Annotated in this window: 19 protein-coding genes, 1 tRNA gene and 1 riboswitch; of the genes, 9 read left to right on the forward strand and 11 right to left on the reverse strand. The window is 43.4% G+C overall.

Annotation, left to right across the window (positions count from 1 at the left end):
- The first annotated feature begins 45 nt into the window (after positions 1 to 45).
- A complete protein-coding gene (locus tag BM003_RS17685; protein WP_177184771.1) occupies positions 46 to 222 on the forward strand; it encodes a hypothetical protein in 177 nt (58 codons plus the stop codon).
- On the opposite strand, the gene BM003_RS11885 is transcribed toward BM003_RS17685, so the two are convergent.
- On the reverse strand, positions 219 to 713 hold the full coding sequence (locus BM003_RS11885) for an NUDIX hydrolase (protein ID WP_093673362.1): 495 nt from the start codon (positions 711 to 713) through the stop codon (positions 219 to 221). The two genes, BM003_RS17685 and BM003_RS11885, sit on opposite strands and share 4 nt — an antisense overlap.
- Positions 714 to 988: 275 nt before the next feature.
- Between BM003_RS11885 and BM003_RS11890 the strand changes: the two genes are divergently transcribed.
- The 3 genes from BM003_RS11890 (at position 989) to BM003_RS11900 (ending at position 3482) form a co-directional block, all read left to right on the forward strand.
- Complete coding sequence (locus BM003_RS11890) at positions 989 to 1264, forward strand: YdbC family protein (RefSeq protein WP_093673364.1); 276 nt, start codon at positions 989 to 991, stop codon at positions 1262 to 1264.
- Between the two features lie 281 nt (positions 1265 to 1545).
- Positions 1546 to 2460, forward strand: a complete 915-nt coding sequence (locus tag BM003_RS11895; protein WP_093673366.1) for a 1,4-dihydroxy-2-naphthoate polyprenyltransferase — start codon at positions 1546 to 1548, stop codon at positions 2458 to 2460.
- Between the two features lie 82 nt (positions 2461 to 2542).
- Positions 2543 to 2670: riboswitch (FMN riboswitch) on the forward strand.
- Between the two features lie 209 nt (positions 2671 to 2879).
- The gene (locus tag BM003_RS11900; RefSeq protein ID WP_093673368.1) at positions 2880 to 3482 is read left to right on the forward strand and encodes an ECF transporter S component; all 603 of its coding nucleotides are present in this window, start codon (positions 2880 to 2882) and stop codon (positions 3480 to 3482) included.
- A gap of 85 nt (positions 3483 to 3567) precedes the next feature.
- On the opposite strand, the gene BM003_RS11905 is transcribed toward BM003_RS11900, so the two are convergent.
- Positions 3568 to 3663 (reverse strand): YjcZ family sporulation protein, encoded by a 96-nt coding sequence (locus BM003_RS11905; RefSeq protein WP_093673370.1) that lies wholly within the window; start codon positions 3661 to 3663, stop codon positions 3568 to 3570.
- Between the two features lie 98 nt (positions 3664 to 3761).
- Positions 3762 to 4274, reverse strand: a complete 513-nt coding sequence (locus BM003_RS11910; protein ID WP_093673372.1) for an acyl-CoA thioesterase — start codon at positions 4272 to 4274, stop codon at positions 3762 to 3764.
- A 476-nt stretch (positions 4275 to 4750) separates the two neighbouring features.
- Between BM003_RS11910 and BM003_RS11915 the strand changes: the two genes are divergently transcribed.
- A complete protein-coding gene (locus BM003_RS11915; protein ID WP_093673374.1) occupies positions 4751 to 5710 on the forward strand; it encodes a 3D domain-containing protein in 960 nt (319 codons plus the stop codon).
- A 256-nt stretch (positions 5711 to 5966) separates the two neighbouring features.
- Here BM003_RS11915 and BM003_RS11920 read toward each other — a convergent pair whose 3' ends face one another.
- The 3 genes from BM003_RS11920 to lplA all read right to left on the reverse strand — a co-directional run bounded on the left by BM003_RS11920 (position 5967) and on the right by lplA (position 9572).
- Complete coding sequence (locus BM003_RS11920) at positions 5967 to 7067, reverse strand: D-alanine--D-alanine ligase (protein WP_093673376.1); 1101 nt, start codon at positions 7065 to 7067, stop codon at positions 5967 to 5969.
- A gap of 146 nt (positions 7068 to 7213) precedes the next feature.
- Positions 7214 to 8479, reverse strand: coding sequence for a M48 family metallopeptidase (locus BM003_RS11925; protein ID WP_245734245.1), 1266 nt, complete (start codon positions 8477 to 8479; stop codon positions 7214 to 7216).
- Between the two features lie 103 nt (positions 8480 to 8582).
- Positions 8583 to 9572, reverse strand: coding sequence for a lipoate--protein ligase (lplA, locus tag BM003_RS11930; protein ID WP_093673378.1), 990 nt, complete (start codon positions 9570 to 9572; stop codon positions 8583 to 8585).
- 210 nt (positions 9573 to 9782) lie between these two features.
- On the opposite strand from lplA, the gene BM003_RS11935 reads away from it, so the two are divergent.
- Complete coding sequence (locus BM003_RS11935; protein WP_093673380.1) at positions 9783 to 10433, forward strand: histidine phosphatase family protein; 651 nt, start codon at positions 9783 to 9785, stop codon at positions 10431 to 10433.
- 53 nt (positions 10434 to 10486) lie between these two features.
- Here BM003_RS11935 and BM003_RS11940 read toward each other — a convergent pair whose 3' ends face one another.
- The 5 genes from BM003_RS11940 to BM003_RS11960 all read right to left on the reverse strand — a co-directional run bounded on the left by BM003_RS11940 (position 10487) and on the right by BM003_RS11960 (position 18892).
- Positions 10487 to 13192, reverse strand: a complete 2706-nt coding sequence (locus tag BM003_RS11940) for a YhgE/Pip domain-containing protein (RefSeq protein ID WP_093673382.1) — start codon at positions 13190 to 13192, stop codon at positions 10487 to 10489.
- A gap of 112 nt (positions 13193 to 13304) precedes the next feature.
- Positions 13305 to 13877 carry a TetR/AcrR family transcriptional regulator gene (locus BM003_RS11945; protein WP_093673384.1) on the reverse strand — a complete coding sequence of 191 codons (573 nt, stop codon included), beginning with the start codon at positions 13875 to 13877 and terminating at the stop codon, positions 13305 to 13307.
- Between the two features lie 102 nt (positions 13878 to 13979).
- Entirely contained in the window at positions 13980 to 14930 is a 951-nt protein-coding gene (gene hemH, locus BM003_RS11950; RefSeq protein WP_093673386.1) for a ferrochelatase, read from the reverse strand.
- A gap of 169 nt (positions 14931 to 15099) precedes the next feature.
- The gene (locus tag BM003_RS11955; protein WP_093673388.1) at positions 15100 to 17250 is read right to left on the reverse strand and encodes a transglycosylase domain-containing protein; all 2151 of its coding nucleotides are present in this window, start codon (positions 17248 to 17250) and stop codon (positions 15100 to 15102) included.
- A 220-nt stretch (positions 17251 to 17470) separates the two neighbouring features.
- Positions 17471 to 18892, reverse strand: coding sequence for an amino acid permease (locus tag BM003_RS11960; RefSeq protein WP_093673390.1), 1422 nt, complete (start codon positions 18890 to 18892; stop codon positions 17471 to 17473).
- Between the two features lie 178 nt (positions 18893 to 19070).
- On the opposite strand from BM003_RS11960, the gene BM003_RS11965 reads away from it, so the two are divergent.
- The 3 genes from BM003_RS11965 to BM003_RS11975 form a co-directional block, all read left to right on the forward strand.
- Positions 19071 to 19143: transfer RNA gene (locus BM003_RS11965), tRNA-Ala, on the forward strand.
- A gap of 137 nt (positions 19144 to 19280) precedes the next feature.
- Entirely contained in the window at positions 19281 to 20195 is a 915-nt protein-coding gene (locus BM003_RS11970) for a tyrosine-type recombinase/integrase (protein ID WP_177184773.1), read from the forward strand.
- Positions 20196 to 20358: 163 nt separating this feature from the next.
- Positions 20359 to 20609: DUF4372 domain-containing protein (locus tag BM003_RS11975; protein WP_143128461.1), on the forward strand; the 251-nt coding region annotated here is incomplete at its 3' end.

Here is a 20609-nt window from a genome sequence, read left to right on the forward strand (position 1 = left end):
TTATTTTTTTTGCGCAAAAAAATAATTCCTCTAAAAAGGGCGCGGATGATTAAAAAACAGCATCTCTTTTTTATGGCGTTAAGCACTATGCTCCTGATTGCAGGTATCTATTCCCTGCTCGCGCCGCTGCTTACCGTCATGATGGGTGCGGATTATTGGATTCTCTACTACATTGGCCTTTTTGGCTGCCTGATGCTGCTGATTTGGTTCCTGCTCCCCTAAATCATGAGCATTTCAGACAGCGGACGAATTTCAGTATGAATGATATGATCACCGTCAAACGTACAATGATAATCCACAGGATCCTCCTTCACGTCTTTAAGCACCGGTCTCATGAAAAAGCGAATGCTGGGTACCGTCCCAAAATTATCTTCAGAGAGAATCCATGCAATATCCTTCAGAGCAAGTATTCCTTCACGTGTCGAACGTGGCAAATCCACGAGCGCGTCAGCCGTGATATCCGCTGTATACACGTACATGCCTTGGGCGAGTTCCGCATCCGAATGCCAGGTGACCGTGCCGCGAAATAACGGGGCGGTCAGCTTAATGCCTGTCTCTTCCCAGACCTCGCGAATGACGCAAGCTTCAGGTGACTCCTCTGATTCCAACTTCCCGCCGACACCGTTCCACGCGCCTTTCCAAGGTGCTTTCTGACGATTGATCATCAAAACTTTTTCTCCATATTTTAAGAAAGCCAATGTGTATTTAAGCATTTTATTTGCCCTCTCCCTTCAAAGCTTTTGGAAAAGCCATTCCACGCAATCATTATAACAAAGTTGTGATTTACTGATGTACCAAATTTTTCTTGTTAGAAAATTTGTCCTCGCCAAGCCATTAGCAAAGCCTTAGCTATACGTACATTCGTTTCCATAGATTTTTTTCTTTCTTACCCGCGAAAAAAATAGAATCACATATTGACAGAACATTTGTTTGTGTTTATAATATTATCAGAACATTCGTTCAAAAAAATCAAAGAGGTGATTGGTGTATGACAGATTCAAATTCAGAAGTGACCTTCAACATTGTCGAGCATTTTGGTGTCATCGCAACGGAAAACAGCGGTTGGACAAAAGAGTTGAACCTCGTCAGTTGGAATGCCCGAGAAGCGAAATATGATATTCGGAGCTGGGCACCCGATAAGAAAAAGATGGGTCGCGGCGTCACGTTAACCGGTGTTGAGTGCGACACACTAAAAAGCTTACTGAACGTCCGTCTTTCTCCCTCTGCTAATGTCCAAGATCCAAGTCCTTCCTCTCAATCGTAAATCATCATGCGTACCTTAACTTCTTAAACATCCATTCAATTCAACAGATTGTTTCTTCACAATCCCCTACCGCTCAAATTCATATTTATCGTTAACTCATTATTTAATTTCATAATTTGAACCATTTACCAAGTGCATCATGTTGACACATATCGCTATATTCCATAAACTGAAAAAGAAAATAGTGTCGAATTGGTGACAATTATAATTTTTTCTTCAAATCTATGAAACTTTGAATTGGGTTTAGAATCACAGCATAATTTGTAGTGGGAGCGATCGTTATGGGGGAATTAACACCCGAAAAAAATATTGGTTTCAAAAAATGGTGGGTCATGCTTCGACCACACACATTATCCGCATCATTTGTCCCGGTCGCGCTTGGAACTGCACTCGTTCTGCCGATAAGAAATCCGGATCTGGCGTTATTTCTTGCAATGATGGCCGCATCAATGCTGATTCAGATCGCAACGAATTTATTCAATGAGTATTTCGATTTCAAGCGTGGCCTCGATAATGCGCAATCCGTTGGGATCGGTGGAAGCATTGTTAGAGATGGCTTCCATCCGAAAACAATCCTTCGACTTGCACTAATACTCTGCCTTGTCGCTATGCTTATTGGTGTGTTCATCTGCGCAAACAGCAGTTGGTGGATCGCGCTCGCAGGTTCCATTTGTATTCTCACGGGTTATCTCTACTCCGGCGGCCCGCTTCCGATCGCCTATACACCTTTTGGTGAATTAGTTTCCGGTTTGTTCATGGGCGTGTTCATCATCTGGATCTCATTCTTTATCCAGACCGGAACGCTGACAGTGAACTGTATCCTGATTTCCATACCAATTGGCATTCTTGTCGGCGGTATCAATATGGCTAATAATATCCGTGATCTCTCGGGTGACAAGAAAAAGGGCAGACGAACCTTGCCCATCCTGCTTGGACGTCCAAGGGCAATTATCGTACTTGCCGGTCTATTTACTTTTTCCTATATCTGGGTTATCGGCTTGATGATTCTTAGTGTGGAGTCCGCATGGCTGATCATCGTATTCGCTAGTCTTCCAAAGGCAATTCAAGCAACGAAATTATTTCGCAAGAAAACAAAGGCAATTCAGATGATGCCTGCGATGAAAGCCACGGCACAGATGCAGACTTTATTCGGTATTCTCCTTTCTCTCGGGATCGTTCTCGATTATTTTATCTAACCATCGAAACACATGTCATCGAAAAAGAAAATGTTGTTGCGCTGTTTGAATTGCTGTATACTGAATATGTAAATTAAATATGATGTTCCTTCAGGGCAGGGTGTAATTCCCGACCGGCGGTATTGGCTAGTAGCCAGAGTCCGCAAGCCGCAAGGCAGATCCGGTGAGAAACCGGGACCGACAGTAGAGTCTGGATGAAAGAAGGATGATGTGACAGCGTTTTTTGTATTCCGCGCATTTTTTTCGTTGCGCTTTCAGAGCGCCGATTTTCTTGAGCCCAAAGGAACCTTCCTTTGGGCTCTTTTAATTCGAATCGACCATTAAACATCCTGAAGAGATGTCCGGATTTTCCACTAGCCCAGGCTAGAGTCAGAAACGCTGCGCATGATCCCCAATACTATATTTACGGGGGTAATTGTATGAACACTTCATTAAAGAAATTGGTACTTATTTCACTGCTCTCCACACTTGGATTTTTGATTATGTTAATCGCTTTTCCAATCCCGCTGTTCCCTGTATTTTTAACAATGGATTTTAGTGATCTGCCTGCTTTGATTGGCGCACTTATCCTCGGGCCAGGAGCCGGAATCGCCATTGAAGCAATTAAAAATATTCTGCATGTGCTGCTTACCGGTTCGCTTACTGTTGTTCCTGTTGGCGAATTCGCAAACTTTGCGGCCGGTTCAATTTTCATTTTGGTTACGTGTGCTTTCTATCGCCGTAAATCAACCGCACGCTCACTGTTATTCGGTATGTTGTCCGCCACATTAATTATGACCGTAATCATGTCCGTTCTTAACTATTACTTAATTTTTCCAGGATACGCACTTTTCCTCGGTTTTAGCATCGATGCGACAGTCGGGATGGCACAAGCGGCGAACCGAAGTATTCACAGCCTACTCACTTTGATCGTTTATGGAGTCATGCCCTTTAACTTGCTTAAAGGCGTTGTGCTTACTTTGATTATGATTCCGGTGAGCGCGCGTTTGAAAAAGTTTATCCAGAAACGTGTTGCTGCCTGAATTCAAATAATAGCACGATTAAAACACCCGCGGAAACAATATCCGCGGGTGTTTTTTTCAATAGTCCGTAGTGTACGACCCAGCCTTAATATACGTAAGCTGTACCCACAATAATCAACAAAATAAACAGAACAACGATTAAAGCAAAGCTGCCGCTGTATCCGCCGCTTGGAGCACCCATATCGCCACTCGCCTCTCATTCGTTATTTATTGAGCATGTGTCCTTACCCAACACTTCATTTTATGCAAACGACTCATTTTGGTGTGGACACTGGGCGATTATTCCCATGGCTTCTTCAGCGTCAGGTTTTTCGTAAATTTTTTTGTTTCCTGTCTTCGTGCTCTACGGCTCAAATAACGCTTTTCTGCACTTCCAAATAAAAGCTGTTCTTCCTCACTCTCAGGACTCACTTTCGGTACCGGCACAGGCCTGCCGTTATCACCGATCGCGACGAACGTTAGAAAACAAGTCGTACACAATTGACGCGCTCCTGTTCTTAAATTTTCATCGATGATCTTGACGAATACCTCCATAGATGTGTTGTGGCTCCATGTAACAAAAGCCTCCAAGCACACTGAAGAACCGGCATATATCGGCTGCAAAAAATCCACCGAATCAATTGAGGCTGTAACTACTAAACTTCTCGAATGACGGGTCGCAGCAATAGCTGCGATATTGTCGACGTACATCATCAATTTACCACCAAAAAAGGTTCCATGATTATTTGTGTCATTGGGCAATACATGAACTGAAGTTACAGATAGTGATTCTCTTGCCTTCTTTGATTCCATAGTTCTCCCCCATTTTCATTGACCTTCACACAAAATACGCTCTACTTTAGCGAGCAATTCCACTGAAATAAAGTATATGAATAATTAAGCACTACATCGTGCAACTAAGTCTTCGCCCTCGCCAGAAGCTTGGCGAAACCAAGTTTTCTAATTTTTTCTTCGCTTTTACCGTTCATGAATAGTATAGATGAACAGAGTCTTTGTCGCAAAATCTGTGAAATTTAAATGTCCCAAACAAGTTCCCCCATATCCCGTCATTTTTAATGGGACATATTCCCTGATTTACCGTAACAGCCATAAAAAATTCCGAGTATTTTAGCGAAAAAGGTATTGACAAAATGAATAATCTTGATCTCGTGTTACATAACTGTAATATTGTTAAAACATGCCTGATATATTCAACGCTTAGAATAGCCCTTGGATGTTAGCCACGGATCATACACGCGGCTGTATCACCTAAGGAGGTTTTTTACTTAATGAATATCATTAAAAGACTGACTGCAATGACGAGTTTAACCGTGTGTCTGGGTGTGCTGTCACCAACGACCATTGTTTTCGCCAAAACGAACAGTACAAATGATAGTCACATCATGAAAAGTAAGGATCCTGAACAAACAACTCATGCAATTGGGTTTGCAGCGAACACTCCGGCAAGTCAACCAGACAACCAGGAGGTCAACATAATTTTCGGAAACAGTTTGCTTCAGCAAGGTGATTCTGGCGAAGCAGTTGTGAGGCTCCAGAATGAGCTGAAACAACTTGGCTATTATGGCGGAGATGTTGACGGCGTCATCGGTGATCAGACGATAGATGCAATTGACACCTATCAATCGGATCATAAAAGCGCAGATGACGGCATCGTCGGCTCGGACACAAAAACCGTGCTCTACACGGTTTACCGGCATACCGATGAAGCAAAAGAAAATCAAGAACGACTTGTTGAAATTAAAGTTCAGGAAAAGAAAGAAGCGAAAGAGCGCGCGCGTAAAGCTGCGGAAGATAAAGCTAAGAAAATTGCAGAAGAAGCTGCACGTAAAGCTGCAAAGGCTGCAGCAGAAAAAGCGGCTGAACGCGCCAAAGCGGATGCGGCGAAAAAACCGCAGGTCAGCAAAACTGCTTACAAACCTGCGAACACGCAACCGGCTCCCAATACTCAATCAGGTCAATCGATTACGGTCGAAGCAACCAGTTATTCACTTGGCGGTCGAACAGCCACAGGAATTGATTTCAGCAGTAACCCGAATGCCCGAGTGATTGCTGTTGATCCCCGTGTTATTCCTCTTGGGGCGCGCGTCATGATTCCTGGTTATGGCGTCTATATTGCCGGTGACACAGGCGGAGCAATCAAGGGAAATCGTATTGATGTCCATTTTGCTTCTCGTGACCAGGCATTAAATTTTGGACGCAGAACGATGACAATTACCGTCCTTCAGTAAGTGAATCAACCAGACTCTCCCGAAACTAACGTGGTGAGCCTGGTTTTTTACTATTTATGCGATGAAGAGAAGCAGGGCATGCCCATCCTCACTTCCGCAGAACGCGACGGCTTCAACGTTGCTCATAGGGAGTGAGCGTCGTTAGTCGAAGCTCCTTTATTTTTCCGGACCGCTTAAACTCGTTTACCCGTGTAAGAAAAAGGAACACACCGATGATCCTATGTCATCAGTGTGTTCCCTTTTTGGTTACATTTTCTTAATTATCAATCCGGTAATGAATTTGCTGCTTTTCACGATGCTTTTCCAACCCAAGATCAACAAGCTTCTCAATCAATTGCTGATAAGGAAGCCCTGTGTGCTGCCAAAGCAGCGGGAACATGCTGAATTGTGTAAATCCCGGCATCGTGTTCACTTCATTAACAATAATTTTCTGATCCTTTTCTCGGATAAATACATCAACACGCGCAAGTCCGGAAAGGTTTAACGCGACAAAAGCACGTTTCGCCGTTTCCTCTAGCTCCGCCTTCACCTTGTCTGTCAGATCAGCAGGAATGACTAAGGTACTGTTGCCTTCCTGATATTTAGACTGGTAATCATAGAACGCTGCGTTTTTTGTAATGATCTCACCTGGAACAGATACAGACAGCTCATGATTGCCGATTACGCCGATCTCCACTTCACGTCCGCTTATTCCTTCTTCAATGATCACCTTTGTATCAAAAAGGAACGCTTCAGTTATCGCAGCGGAGAGTTCAGGCTCACTCAGACATTTGCTGATGCCGACACTGGATCCACCATTTGCCGGTTTAATGAAACATGGATAACCAATTGAATTTTTCACCTTAAGGATAATCTTTGGTGCGTCGTTTTCCCATTCAAAACGTGAAACGGACACATAATTTGGCCCGGGAATATCATACGCCGCAAAGACATCCTTCATCAATACCTTATCCATCCCCACGCTTGAACCTGCGACACCGGAACCGACATACGCAATATTGAGCAATTCAAACAATCCTTGAACTGTCCCATCCTCTCCATTTGGTCCATGGAGCAGCGGGAAAACGATGTCCGGCCGTGTACGCGCGTTTGCCGGAGCAGATGGTGCAAGCCAGTGCGTCACAGCAGACTCAGCCACAGCATTTTCCTGAAGCAGCAGCTGATCCTTGTGTGCCAATTTTCCTTTAATTTCATCACCAGCGATCCATCGCCCATCCTGCTGAATGTAGACGGGAAGTACTCGATATTTGTCTAAATCAATCGCGTTAATTACGGAAAAAGCCGTAAGCAACGAGATCTCATATTCCGTAGATTTTCCGCCATATAAAACCGCGACTGTCTTCTTCTCATTTGCCATATAAATGCCTCAATTCTTTAACTGTAATGAGAAAACCCATTCTATTCATATAATGCTTTCAACATCTATTTAGTTTAGCATAATCCAGTCGGAAGAGAAGTGACTTCTTGAAAAAATACGATTTTTGTTACACGATACAAACAACACTACTTATTGGTCTTCACATGCTCTAAATAATTTATTCGCTCAAGCATGGTTGGGTGATCGTACTGAATCCATTTAACAAGCGCTGGAGGATTCATTTCGCTGAGGCTGGATGCGGACAGTTTCTGAAATGAGGAAATGGCCGCCTTTTTGTCTTGTGTCATTTCAATCGCGTATTGATCCGCCTGCTGCTCGAATTCACGAGAAACCATATTTTGAACAGGTTCTCCCGCAAAGGATAGGAGTGATAAAATCAGCAGCAGCATCGGCAGCGCGGTTAGATCTCCCGGATGGGACATATTCAACTTTGCTCCCCATCGCACGCTTGCCCACAGATGGATTTTCGCCGCAATCCATAGAGTGAGCAGCAGTCCAAGTAGTGCCGCAGCCGTGCCCCAAATAATGTGATGCATGACGTAGTGACCCATTTCATGTGCCATAACAAATAGAACCTCTTTGTGACTAAGTCGATGCACCGTCGTATCCCAAAGCACAATGCGTAAGTGAGACCCCATGCCGTTAACATACGCATTCATCGCATTCGTCTCGCTCGACATGTCCACTTCATAGACATTATGAGCCGGAATGCCCGCTTTTTCTGCCATCTGAAGAATCTCCGCCTTCAATTCACCATCCTGAAGGCTTTGGAAATGGTTGTATAACGGATCAATGACTACTGGCTGCAGGTACATCATAAAGAAAACAAACGGGATTGATAACAGCCACGCGGGAAACCACCAGCGCTTCGGATACCTTCGGATCAAGAAAACGACAGCAGTCATCATAATAAAGCCGATTAACGTGCTGATCGCCGTGCTGATTCCTTGGTCTTTCAGCCAGTCCTGAATTGGCTGAACAGAGATCCCGTAGTGAACCGACAGTTGGTACGAAGCAAATTCAACAGGCAGAAACACCAACGCGGAAATCAAAGCCAGGCTGACATAGCAAAGAAACATCTGCACAATGAATAAAGAAGAGATGCGCACGGAACATTTTTTTAACCAAAGCGACAGACCACCGATGAGTACAAAAAGATACACGCCCCATTCCAGCGGGATTGTCGCAAATGAGAGAAAATGCCGCCATGCATTGAGCACGCCGCTTTCCGCCAATTGATGTTTGTTCATGAATAGTGAAGGATCAGCCGCTGTCCCTTTCATGTCTGCAGGAATCACAGATTTTGACCAAACAAAAAAATAAGCAGCCATCGTGAGAAGATAGATGGTATATAAAGCGATAAACCACCACATCACTTTTTTTCTCTTCAAGAAGGACCCTCCTCCCTCATATCAGCAAAGATTGTCCGTCTTTAATCATACGAGGACGGGCTATTATTAAGTTAGTCCGCATACTCCCAATTTAGAACCTACGTTAAAAAAGTACGGCGAGTAATTCCTCGTCTCCTATTTTTCCAAAGTACTTATGGCAGTCAACGGATTTCAGTTTTTCAGAAAATACATTCGGATCATATTTTACCCCAATAAGCTCTTTTTCAAATTCATGAACATCGCCGACACCAAAAAAGTCACCGAAAATAGATAGCTGTTCAATAATACCTTTTTTCACATTCATGCGGAAATCAACACGGCCACCGGCAAAACGCTGTGCTTTCTGAACATTAAATTCCGGTGATTTTCCATAGACCCATTCCCAATTGCGATAGCGCCGCTTAGCAATATTGATAATAGTCGTCCAGTCTTCATCGGTCAGTGTGTATTCCGGCACACGGTCCTCTCCTTCGAAAATATAATGAAGCAGCTGCGCTTTAAATTCGTGGATATCCAAATCTCCCGCCAAATGTTCACGGATATTCGTTACACGGCTGCGGACCGACTTGATCCCTTTCGACTCATATTTTGCCTTATCAGGATGCAAGGCTTTCGAAACATTGTCCAAGTTCACATCAAAGAGCAAGGTCCCATGGCTAAAAATACGTCCTTGCGTGACGAACTGAGCATTTCCAGAAATTTTCTTTCCATCGACAGTCAAGTCATTGCGCCCTTCCAGCTTTGCGTCTACGCCCATATGTTGAAGTGCGCGAATCACCGGTTCGGTGAATTTCCTATAGTTGTTAAAGCTGTCGCCATCATCCTTTGCGATAAAGCTGAAGCTCAAATTTCCCGGATCGTTATACACCGCTCCGCCTCCGGAAAGTCTTCGAGTCACAGTCACCTCATGCTTCGTTATATAATCCATATTCACCTCTTCTATGGTGTTCTGGTTGCGACCCACTATGACCGTTGGCGCCATTCGATAGAACATTAAATAGGTTTCGTCAATTGATAAATGCTTTAGCGCATACTCTTCAAGCGCGAAATTAAGCGTTTGATCAAGCATATCGCGGTTATTCAAATAGATCATTTCTATTCCCCTCTCACTTAAATTCCCGTTCTCTATTCAATCTTAATTCCCATCGCGAATTCCGTCTAGCTGCACGATGTAAGCCGATACAAACAGGGAATTTTGATTCTCTTACTTTACAAGCATAGCCCTATTAAGATAATCTTAAATAGATTGGATTCACATGAACGATGCGCAATCGCTGTAAACACTGCCATTGGGAGGATACACATGAAAACCATTTATTTCGTCAGACACGGACGGACATTATTCAACCATCTTTGGAAAGTACAGGGCATCTCAGATACACCTCTTACTGATATCGGTGAACAAAAGGCGGCTGACCTTGGCGCGCTCTTTAAATCGCAAAATATATCATTTGACGCAGCATACACAAGTGATCTTGGGCGAACAAGACGAACATCAAGACTTGTGCTTGATCATTCCTTAAATCAGGATCTCACACCTATTGAAACCAAGAACCTGCGCGAAGTCAGTTTCGGAAAATTTGAAGGTGATCCGAATGACCTGATGTGGGAAGCCGTCGGTAAAGAAAAAGGAGACCCTGAACTCCGCGGCGACTCACCGGATGAGTTGAAAATCAATGCACTGGATGCATTGAAAAGACTGGATACAACCGAACTAGCGGAAAACTATGAGGATGTTAAAACACGTATTCGTGCTATTCTCAGCACCTTCGCCCACTGTGAGGAAGAAACAATTCTCGCCGTCAGCCACGGCCTTTATATCGCTTGCCTTATTTATATGTTGTCCGAAGAAAAAATACATGTGTCAACGATTGAAAACACAAGTGTGACCAAGGTTGTCTTCGAAAATGGTATGTTCAAAATTGCTTATATTGGAAGAACCGAGAATATTTAACAAACAAATTAAGAAAAAGACACTCAGACTAAAATCAGTCTGAGTGTCTTTTGTTATTCTACTGGAGTTCCTTCATAATTATTTGCTTTGATCATTTTATGAGTATGGCGAAATTTAATCGAGAATGTGATCATGCTTAAACTCAAAGCGACGATGATAAAGAGCAGCAAAATCAATGAATTACCAACCAGCATTTGATGCTGATGACCATCAATGATATTGCGGAGCCCATTAACACTATAGGTCATCGGCAAAACATGCGACGCAGACTGCAACCATTTCGGAATCAACTCAATGGCATACGCGCCACCGCTCGTCACAAGCTGGAAGATTAGAATCACAATCGCGGCGAAGCGTCCCTCATTGTTAAATGATCCTGCCAGCCATTGAATAATTGCCATGTAACTCATGCTGGTTAATATTGTGAAGCCAACGAACGTCCATGTATGGTCCACTTGAAGCCCGAGGCCTTTCAAGACAACAAAGTCTATGAGAAGCGCCTGACCGACCGACATTAGGATTGTAATGAAGAATTTACTAAGCGCGATATTCCACCCGGAGGTTGCCAATCCGGCCGGCTTGCCAAGATCATAGATAATCGTCAGAAGCAATGCCCCGACATAAAGTCCAAGAGAAATAAAATAGGGGGCGAATCCGGAACCAAATGTGTCAACCGACTGGTTCGAGCTGTCTATTGATGTTACCGGCTCTGCGAACTTCGTCGCGTGTGCGCTGTTTGTCGGCGTCTTCGCCAGCTCACTATGCGCATCCGATAGACTCGTGCCAAGCTTCGTGTTGCCTGAGTAAATCTGCTGTGCGCCGTCTGACAGCTTGTTAGTGCCATCGGACAATTGTTTCGTACCACTTGTCAGCTGATTTGCTCCACTTGCTAATGATTGTGCACCATTCGCTAATGTTCCTGTGCTGCCTGCCAGTGTTGATGCTCCATTAGCCAAACTTCCAGAATTATTATTCAGCTGATTTAATCCGCTATTTAATGTCTGTGCACCCTGAGTTGCTTGATTTACACTCGAAATAATAAGCGGGATGCCGTTATTTCCAGCTAATTGCGAAGTTCCATCAGTCAAATGTCGTGCCGCAGAAGTCAATGTTTGACCGGTTTTCGGATCTTTCTGCTGCATGCTACCTACAACACCAGATTTAATTTGAGCAGCGGTACTTGATGCCGTTTGTTGAGCTACTTGTTGAGCAGTTGAATACGCTGTTTGCGGTGCGATCTGCTGTGCGGTTGAAAACGCAACATTAGGAGCAATTTGTTGCGCAGTTGAGTATGCTGTTTGTGATGCGATTTGTTGCGCAGTGTCATATGCTACATTTGGCGCAATTTGTTGGGCAGTACCAACAGCAGTTTTTTTAATAGCATCGGTAAAAGATTGAGATAATGAATTCAAACTATTTTTAGTTTGTCCATTCTCTAATATTTTGTCTGTAATTCCTTTAATTGCTGCTTCATTTCCATTTAGTGAAGGATTTACAGCAACAACAATTGATTCTACTAATGGTTCCAATTGATTACTAAGTTCTTTGTCGATATCAACACCTTGATCATTTAGAGCTTTCAATGCACCTGATTCAATGGCAGTTTGTTGATCGCTAATTTGCTGCTTTGCTGCATTTTCTATTGATTTTTTATTATTAGATACCTGCTGAAGCGCACTATTTTCAATGGTAGTTTTACTGCCAGTAATTTGTTGATTAGCACTATTTTCTATTTCCGATTGATTACTAGAAATCTGCTGTTGGGCCGATTTTTCAATAGTGCTTTTATTTCCTGTAATTTGCTGTTTTGCTTCTTGTCCTATTGCTGCAGGATTAATAGAGCTATTAATCTGATTCGGCAACCCTTCAATAATCGAATAGAATTCCTGCATGCCGTTATTCAAGGTGTTAATATTCGATCCTAATTTTTGTTTTTGAATACCATTGTTTAATTGATTTAGTCCAAATGCTAATTGAGTGGATCCTGGTACAATTTGATTACTAACAGCACCCGTATACTTGTGCACGCCGTCACTCAAATTTTGAGCACCATCACTCAGCGCATCTGCCCCATCAGCAAGCTTCGCTGAACCGTCTGACAGCTGACTGGTGCCGTTCATAAGCGTTTTAAACCCGTTCTTCAACGTCTTTAACCCGGCGACTTCCTTTTTGCTTCCCTTAGCCAGCTTATTTGATCCCTTGGCGGCATCACTTAAACCATCCGTCAACTTGTCGAGTTGGGCATACATGGATTTTGCATAGGTTTTTGTAATCTCGTTTGATACACGCGTTTTCAACTGTTTGACACCCGCGTCAGCCATACGAGAAGCGATAAAGTTATAATCCGCATTAATTCGGTAATGTAAATTCGCCGGTTTCAACTGATTGTCTGCAAGCGTGGTCGCATTCAATGAAAAAGTAGCTGGAATGCGCACCGTCATAAAATAGTGGTTATTCTTGAATCCGTCCTCTGCTTGCTTCGCACTGACAAACTGCCAATCAAAATCATTGTTCTTCTTTAGTTTTTCTACCAGATCTGCTCCTGCATTGAGCTGTTTGCCTGATATGACCGCCCCATTGTCCTGATTGACAACAGCCACGGGAAGATTGCCCGTCTTCCCAAATGCGTCCCAGAACCCGTACAGAAACATACCTGCATAGAGGAGCGGAACACACATGACCGCAACCATGACGACAATATTATGCGGTTTCGCGACAATTGCTTTGAGTTCCGCGACAATTAAGTGAATCACATTCATAAAATACCCACCTTCTCTAATTCATTAAACCCAGACGATGCGTCTAATCAATCCTTTTTGACCAATTCGGTCATTTGGTCATTTATTATTAAAAAAATAACGGTCGAAACCATCATTTTTTTAATCCCTGAACTAAATACAGATCAAAAAGTTCGGCAATTTCTTTGCTGGTAAGTGGCTCATGACGCTGTTCCCAGTCGAACACAAGGGCGATGTAGAGGCGGAAAATAACGAACGCGGTCACCCTTGGATCGCAATCCTTGACCTCTCTTTTCACGACCGATTTCCTGATGTATTCCTCCATAAATCCAAGAATCGCGTCCTCAATAGTGTCCAAAGCTTGTTTCGCCTGTGCGGTTCCGACTTCTCGGAGTTCCTGAGTCAACTTAATCGTCAGTTGATGTTCTTTGCGCATCTCAAGCATTGAATAAAGAGCTCGATGCAGATTGATGAAAAAATTATCTTCATCATGAATGGCATTTTGCGCTACTTTTTTTATCTTAAAGATAAACTGATTCATAATCTCATAGAATAATTCTTCTTTATTTTTAAAAAAAGTATAAATCGTTCCTTTGCCGACATCGGCAAGACGTGCAACCAAATCCATTGTTGTCGCCTTATAACCGAATGAAGCGAAGGTTCTTTCCGCGGCAACAATAATATTCTCTTTACGGTCAACAGCCATGTTTATCACCATTTCCAAATAATGACCAAATGAACAAACTAGTCATTTTGTTCAAAAATAATGTTATCACGTATTTGATGAAGTGACAAGAACGAATCACTCTTACTTGCTCAGCGTTGCTTGTTCCTCGCACGCATGCAAAACTGCTGAAGCGAGAGCGTCGATGAATGTCGGATCGGTATCGGGCATCTGCGGGCGATGATAGCTGGCACCCAGAGATTCGACAAGTTTGCGGCATTCCTGATCATTGTCATAGAGCACTTCCAGATGTTCGGACACAAAACCAATCGGACAGAAAATAAAGTGTTTATATCCGCTGTTCTGATAAAGAATGCGGATCTGATCAAGCACATCGGGTCCGAGCCATGGATCACCGGTTTTGCCTGCGCTTTGCCATGCTTGCGCATAATGCTCAATTCCTGATTTTGCAGCAATTCTTTGCGCTGTCTCGTGAATTTGATCCGGGTACGGGTCTCCGTTCTTCAGAATTTTCTCTGGGAGGCTGTGTGCGGTGAACAGAACGACTGTCTGATCACGTTCATTTTCAGGAATTCCAACGAGCGACGATTGAATGGCTTTCTGCCAAAATGCTATAAATCCAGGTTGATCAAACCAGCTCTTTAATGAAGTTATGCTGATACCGCCTAGTTCTTCAGCTTTAGACTGTGCGCGGTCAATATACGATTGAACACTAAAGCGGGAGTAGTGCGGTGCAAGCGCTAATGATACAGCGTGCTCGATGCCGTCATCATGCATCGCCTGCACGGCGTCTTCAATAAACGGGTGAATGTATTTCAATCCGAGATAAGCATGAAATTCGTATTCAGGTTGAATCATATTCAGCCGTTCAGCAAGCGCATCAGCCTGCTGACGAGTCAGCTTCGCCAAAGGAGACAAGCCCCCGATTGCCTCATAGCGACGTTCAAGATCAGCGATCTGCTCATCGCTTGGCTTTCTGCCATGGCGAATGGCTGTATAATAAGAACTGATATCTTCTTTTTGATATGGCGTTCCATACGCCATAACGAGTAATCCTATCTTTTTCGTAACCATCTTTCCAGCACCTCTCAATAAATTACATTATCAACTGATCGACTTTTGTATGTAAAAAAGATACAGGCAATCCAAACATGTTCTATTCTATAACTTTTCACCGAGAATAACGAGAAAGAGGCACACCTGTCGAGGGTGTGCCGTTATAGTTTCATTATTTGAAACAGAATCAAAGCTGTGAAAACCAATTGATTTCAACCGACGGGGAAGCATTGCCGGTCTTATCAGTCTGAGTATTATAGGGAACCACGTAGTAATTCTCTTTGCCCATCGGATTAACAAAGTTGATGCGGAATGTGTTCTTACCTTTCACTTCGCCTTTTAAGGTCCGCTTTCCGTCAAGTTCGGAGTAAACACGATAAACGATCCGGTCGTCAGAGCCCGCATTCCAAGTGAGCTGCAATGCAGGTAACGCATATTTGCCAAGTACGCCTTTCGCGCTTAATTGCGTAACCGCCGCCAACCGAATCGGCTCGTCAAGGTCGGATACGTCACTTGGCTTTTCAAACGCTAGCCTGCTTTCGTTCGGCATGCTGTTGATCACCGTCTTAAACAGACGTACTGCGTCATTACTTGATCCGGTTAAATACTGATCCTTGTTCGTCTGATCATACCCAAGCCACACCGATCCTACCACATCCGGGGTGTAGCCGACAAACCAAGCGTCACGCAATCCATTCTTGGTATATGCGGTCGATCCGGTTTTCCCCGCAAGAGCAGCTTGACTGTAACCGGCCTGCCCCGTTCCGTTTTTCATCACGGATTGCAGCATCCGTGTCATATACCAAGCGGTCTGTTTAGAAAAGATTTTCTTTGATTTGGGTTTCGCCTCGCCAATCTTCTTTCCGTTATGGTCATAGATTGCCTGAATAAAGTAAGACTGGGATTGACTGCCGTTGTTGTCAAAAGCTGTGTACGCAGAAGCCATCTGCAACGGGGATACACCCTTGCTCAACCCACCAAGTGCGATCGCCAATCCGTTATCCGGTAAATCAATCCCCATTTTCGATAAATAACTTTTACTTTTTGAAATACCAATCTGGTCAAGCAACCAGACCGCTGGAGCGTTCTGTGAGACAGTTATGGCATCATACATAGTCATTTCGCCATTGTAACGGCCGTTGTAGTTCGTTGGCTTGTAATCACCATAGCTGACTTTCTTATCTTGGAGCATAGAATAAGGCTGGTAGCCCCCAGAATCAAGTGCCGGCCCATATACAGCAAGCGGCTTAAAGGAAGATCCCGGCTGTCTCTTGTCATTAACCCGATTATAGCTGCCGCGAACATAATTGCGTCCACCTTGAGCCGCGAGCACGCCGCCATTTTTACTCATCAGCACAAATGCGCCTTCCGGTGATTGGTTCGGATTGCTCCCTTGAAAATATACATTGTTCTTAAACGCATTATAAGAAGCGCTTTGTGCTTCTTTACTCATCGGAACGACGATTTTATAGCCGCCACGAATTAAGTCCTCCGCTCCGATATGATACTTTTTTGCCGCCTCTTCCTTCACCAGATCCATATAGGAGTCATACTCCGGATGCGTTTGAATCTTATGCACATTAAGTCCAAGTGTTTTTCCCTTCAGGCGTACTGATTGCTCTGCTGACAAATAGTCATGTTTCTGAAGCAGCGTAAGTACGAGATTGCGGCGTTCAAGGGCTTTTTTCGGATGCATAATTGGTGAATAGCCATTCGGTCCTTTTGGAAGTGCGGCCAGAAGCGCTCCTTCATCTTCAGTTAATTGCCCGACATCCTTATTAAAGAAAAATTCAGATGCCATTTGAACGCCGTAAATGCCATGACCGAAATAAACTTGATTCAAATACATTTCCAGAATCTGTTTCTTGCTGTATTTTCGTTCAAGGCTGACGGCAATCGCCGCCTCCTTAAATTTTCGAAACCATGTTTTCTCATTAGACAAATAAGCGTTTCTCGCCAGCTGCTGAGTAATTGTACTAGCGCCTTCTGCTTTATCACCGGCCATAATATCAGTCACGAGTGCGCGCATAACTCCGCGCAGATCAATGCCGGAATGCTGGTAAAACCGCAGATCCTCCGTTACCACGAATGCATTCTGTACCTGTTTCGGAATCTTTTTCAGTGAAACCGGATCGCGATTCTCCGCATAGAGCCTTGAGAGTTCACGCCCCTGTTCATCGACCACCACCGAAGTCCTGCTCATCACAAGTTTCTCGTCATCCGTGTAATGGTTGCCAATCAGAAGAACAAAGAAATAGACGAGAAGTCCGACGATCGCAGCGCCGATGACAAAATAAGCGACTTGAAACAAGCGCTTGTAAAGCATTTCTCTGTCCATTCGTCCTCCACCTTTCCAATTCCATTTAACCTCTACTATGTAGTCTTTGCAATATCTCTTAACACATTAACAAAAAATACAAATGACACGTTATTTTACGAAAATTTTTGACAAGATTGGGTTATTAGCGGATCTTTAGACGACGAAAAAAATCTCCGACACATGTAAAATGTACGGAGATTCACAAAAAAAGGATGCAAAAAACTTTTCTTCTTTTCAATTACACTTTCTCGCCTGATTCCGGTACACGATCCTTCCGAAGTGCACTGTGTTTATAACTGTATGCACAATAGACAATAATTCCAAGTATAAACCACACAACAAACCGAATCCAAGTTGCCGGCTGCAGTCCAGTTATTAAATAAGCACAGGAAAAGATGCCTAAAATAGGTGTCACAGGAAAAAATGGTGCCTTAAACGCGCGTTTCAGATCTTTGCGTTTGTAACGGAGAACGATTGTGCCGGCGCAGACGATAATGAATGCAATCAGCGTACCAATGCTGACCAGTTCGGAAACAATACTGATTGGGAAGAAACCTGCGGTCAACGCGCAGACCGATGCGACAATGATTGTTGAAACAGCCGGTGTCTGATGTTTTTTACTGACCCCGCCAAGTACCTTCGGGATCAATCCGTCTCTTGCCATTGCAAAAAATATTCGAGACTGTCCGTACATCAGCACAAGACATACGGAAGTGATTCCGCAAATTGCGCCAACGGATACCAGTGCCGCACCCCAGTGAATGCCAATCAGATCAAGAGCGTAAGCTACTGGCGCATTATGACCTGCTGTTGTCTGATACGCTGTATATTTGACAATTCCGGTTAATATTGCTGAAACCGCTATATAAAGCACTGTGCAAATCAACAGTGAATAAATAATCCCCTTAGGCATGTCTTTCTGAGGGTTTCGTGTCTCTTCTGCAGCTGTTGACACGGCATCAAACCCAATATAAGAAAAGAACACAACGGCCGCACCGGAAATAACACCTTTAAAACCGAATGGCATAAACGGTGTCCAGTTGCCCGGTTTGACGTGCCACACAGCAAGCACAATGAAAAGTAAAACAACAGCGACTTTAATGATGACGATCACACCATTTACGCCCGATGTATTTCTTACACCACTGATCAGCAGCCAAGCGATCAACCCGATGATCAGCATGGCCGGAATATTAATCACGCCACCTTCCATCGGTGAACTGACAATGGCTTTTGGTAAGTGAATCCCCATATTATTCAGTAAATTGACGGCATAACCTGACCATCCAATTGCAACAGTCGCAATACCAACCGCATATTCCAAGATCAAATCCCAGCCAATAATCCAGCCCCAAATTTCTCCCAGTCCGGCGTAACCATAAGTATACGCACTGCCCGCAACAGGAATCATCGATGCAAATTCCGCATAACAGAGTGCTGCGAAACAGCAGGCTAATCCGGAAAAAATAAATGAAAGCACGAGTGCGGGGCCGGTCAAATCTGCCGCAGCAACCCCTGTAAGAACAAAAATTCCGGTACCAATAATGCAGCCGATGCCAAGCATGGTTAGATCAAATGGTCCCAGTGCCTTTTTCAGTCCTTGTTTGCCCTCTGTTTCTGCAATCAAGCTTGCAATCGGTTTTGTTTTGAAAATACTCACTACCAACGTCTCCTCTTATGGATTCGGAAAATAATTTCATTGACGATTATAACTCTAATGTTAGAAAAAGTAACATATTAAAATCAAATTTCTCATTTTTTTCAAAAATTTGCATCACTAGATTTTAGGGTTGACCAAATTTTCTTTGAGCAGTATAATCTTTGTCGTGGCCTTTTATGGGGCATTAGCTCAGCTGGGAGAGCGTTGCCTTCGCATGGCAGAGGTCAGGGGTTCGATCCCCCTATGCTCCACTAACCGCGCTGTGATAGGATTTTCAATCAATAAAGAGTGAAAACCTGCACAGCGTTCTCTGACAGACCTACTTTTATGTATTTTTAGACCGCTTATCATGAGTTATTTAGATAATTCTGATAGGGGGTTTTTTAGTATGTTAATTAGTATGGCATGGAAGGAAATGTTACAAGATAAGAAGTATGAGGGATTGACAAACAACTCATTACAGAGTTATTATGGAGTTTGGCTCACTTTAGGAAAATGGCTTGAAGAAAACAAAATTGAGCATGTAGATCAACTCACTCCCCGCGTTTTTAAACTATATTTAAGACACTGCACAGAGGTCCGCAACAACAAACCCAAAAGCATTAATACTAAGTTAAAACTCATTAGAGCTTTTTGTCATTGGTTGCAAGATGAAGGCTTGACAGAGGGCTATATGGCTGAAAACTTGAAGATGGTTATATCAGACAGCGAGACACGAATTGTAAAAGAAACAGACATTAGACTGGCTCTAAGACACTTACGGAGAATAAAGCGCCGTGAGGACGACTTCTACGCTGTCCGGAACCACGCTATTATTGTTTTCCTCATAGGTACTGGGCTAAGAGCTAACGAGCTTTGCCAACTCAACCGCTCGGATATAGATAGCTCTGGGCTTATTATATTGAGAAAGACAAAAGCTCGAAAATTTAGCTCAGTCCCTCTTTCCGAAAGAGTCGCTCGCGAATTGCAGGAATGGCAAGAATATGAGAGACAAATTTTCGCAGAAAAACACCTCCCCGAACCGCTGTTCTGCACTCGTGAGGGGCGCAGACTGACAAGGAACGGTTTACGGCTCATGTTCAATAGAGTACGCGAGCGAGCAGGTATTGAAGGTACGTTCTGCTGTCACGGTATGAGAAACGCATTTATTAAGGGGCTTCTCAAGGGAGGAGCAAACCTCAGAGAAGCTCAACTCCTAGCAAGACATAGCCGCATAGATATGACAGAAAAATATATAGGTTACTTCCAGAACGAGCTACAAGATGCAATAGACGAGCACGACCCACTCAAGGGGCTTATATAAGCCCTTTTTTTTACATATATATTTATACTAGCGTTGCGTTAATTATTTCTAATCATTCATAATACTATGAATGTTCAAAAATATAGTGGTTTCCAAACAAAATAATCCTTTATAATGGAAGAATAGGTGATTCCTATCCAAATCCAAAAATAAAGGACTACGCATGGATAAGGATACACAATTCTCTTCATTTAAACAATGGTTACATCCAATTAATTTTCAACAACTTGACCAAACGGTCAAGGAAAAACAAAGCGATAAATACGTAAAAAAGCTGACAACTAAAGCCTATATCTTGCTTTTCTTATACGCACATCTTCACCAAGAAGACAGTCTGCATTCACTCTCAACTCGTGTTTTGGATGATAAGCTACAAGAAGCAATCGGCTTTTCGTCCATCAGTGCGGCTCAGTT

The sequence above is a fragment of the Sporolactobacillus nakayamae genome, assembly GCF_900113325.1.
Taxonomy (GTDB): domain Bacteria; phylum Bacillota; class Bacilli; order Bacillales; family Sporolactobacillaceae; genus Sporolactobacillus; species Sporolactobacillus nakayamae.

Bases quoted from the DNA above. Each gene is read 5' to 3' on its own strand.
- BM003_RS11920 (WP_093673376.1), bottom strand. From the start codon at position 7,067: ATGGCAAATGAGAAGAAGACAGTCGCGGTTTTATATGGCGGAAAATCT.
- hemH (WP_093673386.1), bottom strand. From the start codon at position 14,930: ATGGTTACGAAAAAGATAGGATTACTCGTTATGGCGTATGGAACGCCA.
- BM003_RS11900 (WP_093673368.1), top strand. From the start codon at position 2,880: ATGAACACTTCATTAAAGAAATTGGTACTTATTTCACTGCTCTCCACA.
- BM003_RS11935 (WP_093673380.1), top strand. From the start codon at position 9,783: ATGAAAACCATTTATTTCGTCAGACACGGACGGACATTATTCAACCAT.
- BM003_RS11885 (WP_093673362.1), bottom strand. From the start codon at position 713: ATGCTTAAATACACATTGGCTTTCTTAAAATATGGAGAAAAAGTTTTG.
- BM003_RS17685 (WP_177184771.1), top strand. From the start codon at position 46: ATGATTAAAAAACAGCATCTCTTTTTTATGGCGTTAAGCACTATGCTC.
- BM003_RS11945 (WP_093673384.1), bottom strand. From the start codon at position 13,877: ATGGCTGTTGACCGTAAAGAGAATATTATTGTTGCCGCGGAAAGAACC.
- BM003_RS11970 (WP_177184773.1), top strand. From the start codon at position 19,281: ATGTTAATTAGTATGGCATGGAAGGAAATGTTACAAGATAAGAAGTAT.
- BM003_RS11955 (WP_093673388.1), bottom strand. From the start codon at position 17,250: ATGGACAGAGAAATGCTTTACAAGCGCTTGTTTCAAGTCGCTTATTTT.
- BM003_RS11905 (WP_093673370.1), bottom strand. From the start codon at position 3,663: ATGGGTGCTCCAAGCGGCGGATACAGCGGCAGCTTTGCTTTAATCGTT.
- BM003_RS11940 (WP_093673382.1), bottom strand. From the start codon at position 13,192: ATGAATGTGATTCACTTAATTGTCGCGGAACTCAAAGCAATTGTCGCG.
- BM003_RS11895 (WP_093673366.1), top strand. From the start codon at position 1,546: ATGGGGGAATTAACACCCGAAAAAAATATTGGTTTCAAAAAATGGTGG.
- BM003_RS11890 (WP_093673364.1), top strand. From the start codon at position 989: ATGACAGATTCAAATTCAGAAGTGACCTTCAACATTGTCGAGCATTTT.
- BM003_RS11915 (WP_093673374.1), top strand. From the start codon at position 4,751: ATGAATATCATTAAAAGACTGACTGCAATGACGAGTTTAACCGTGTGT.
- BM003_RS11910 (WP_093673372.1), bottom strand. From the start codon at position 4,274: ATGGAATCAAAGAAGGCAAGAGAATCACTATCTGTAACTTCAGTTCAT.
- lplA (WP_093673378.1), bottom strand. From the start codon at position 9,572: ATGATCTATTTGAATAACCGCGATATGCTTGATCAAACGCTTAATTTC.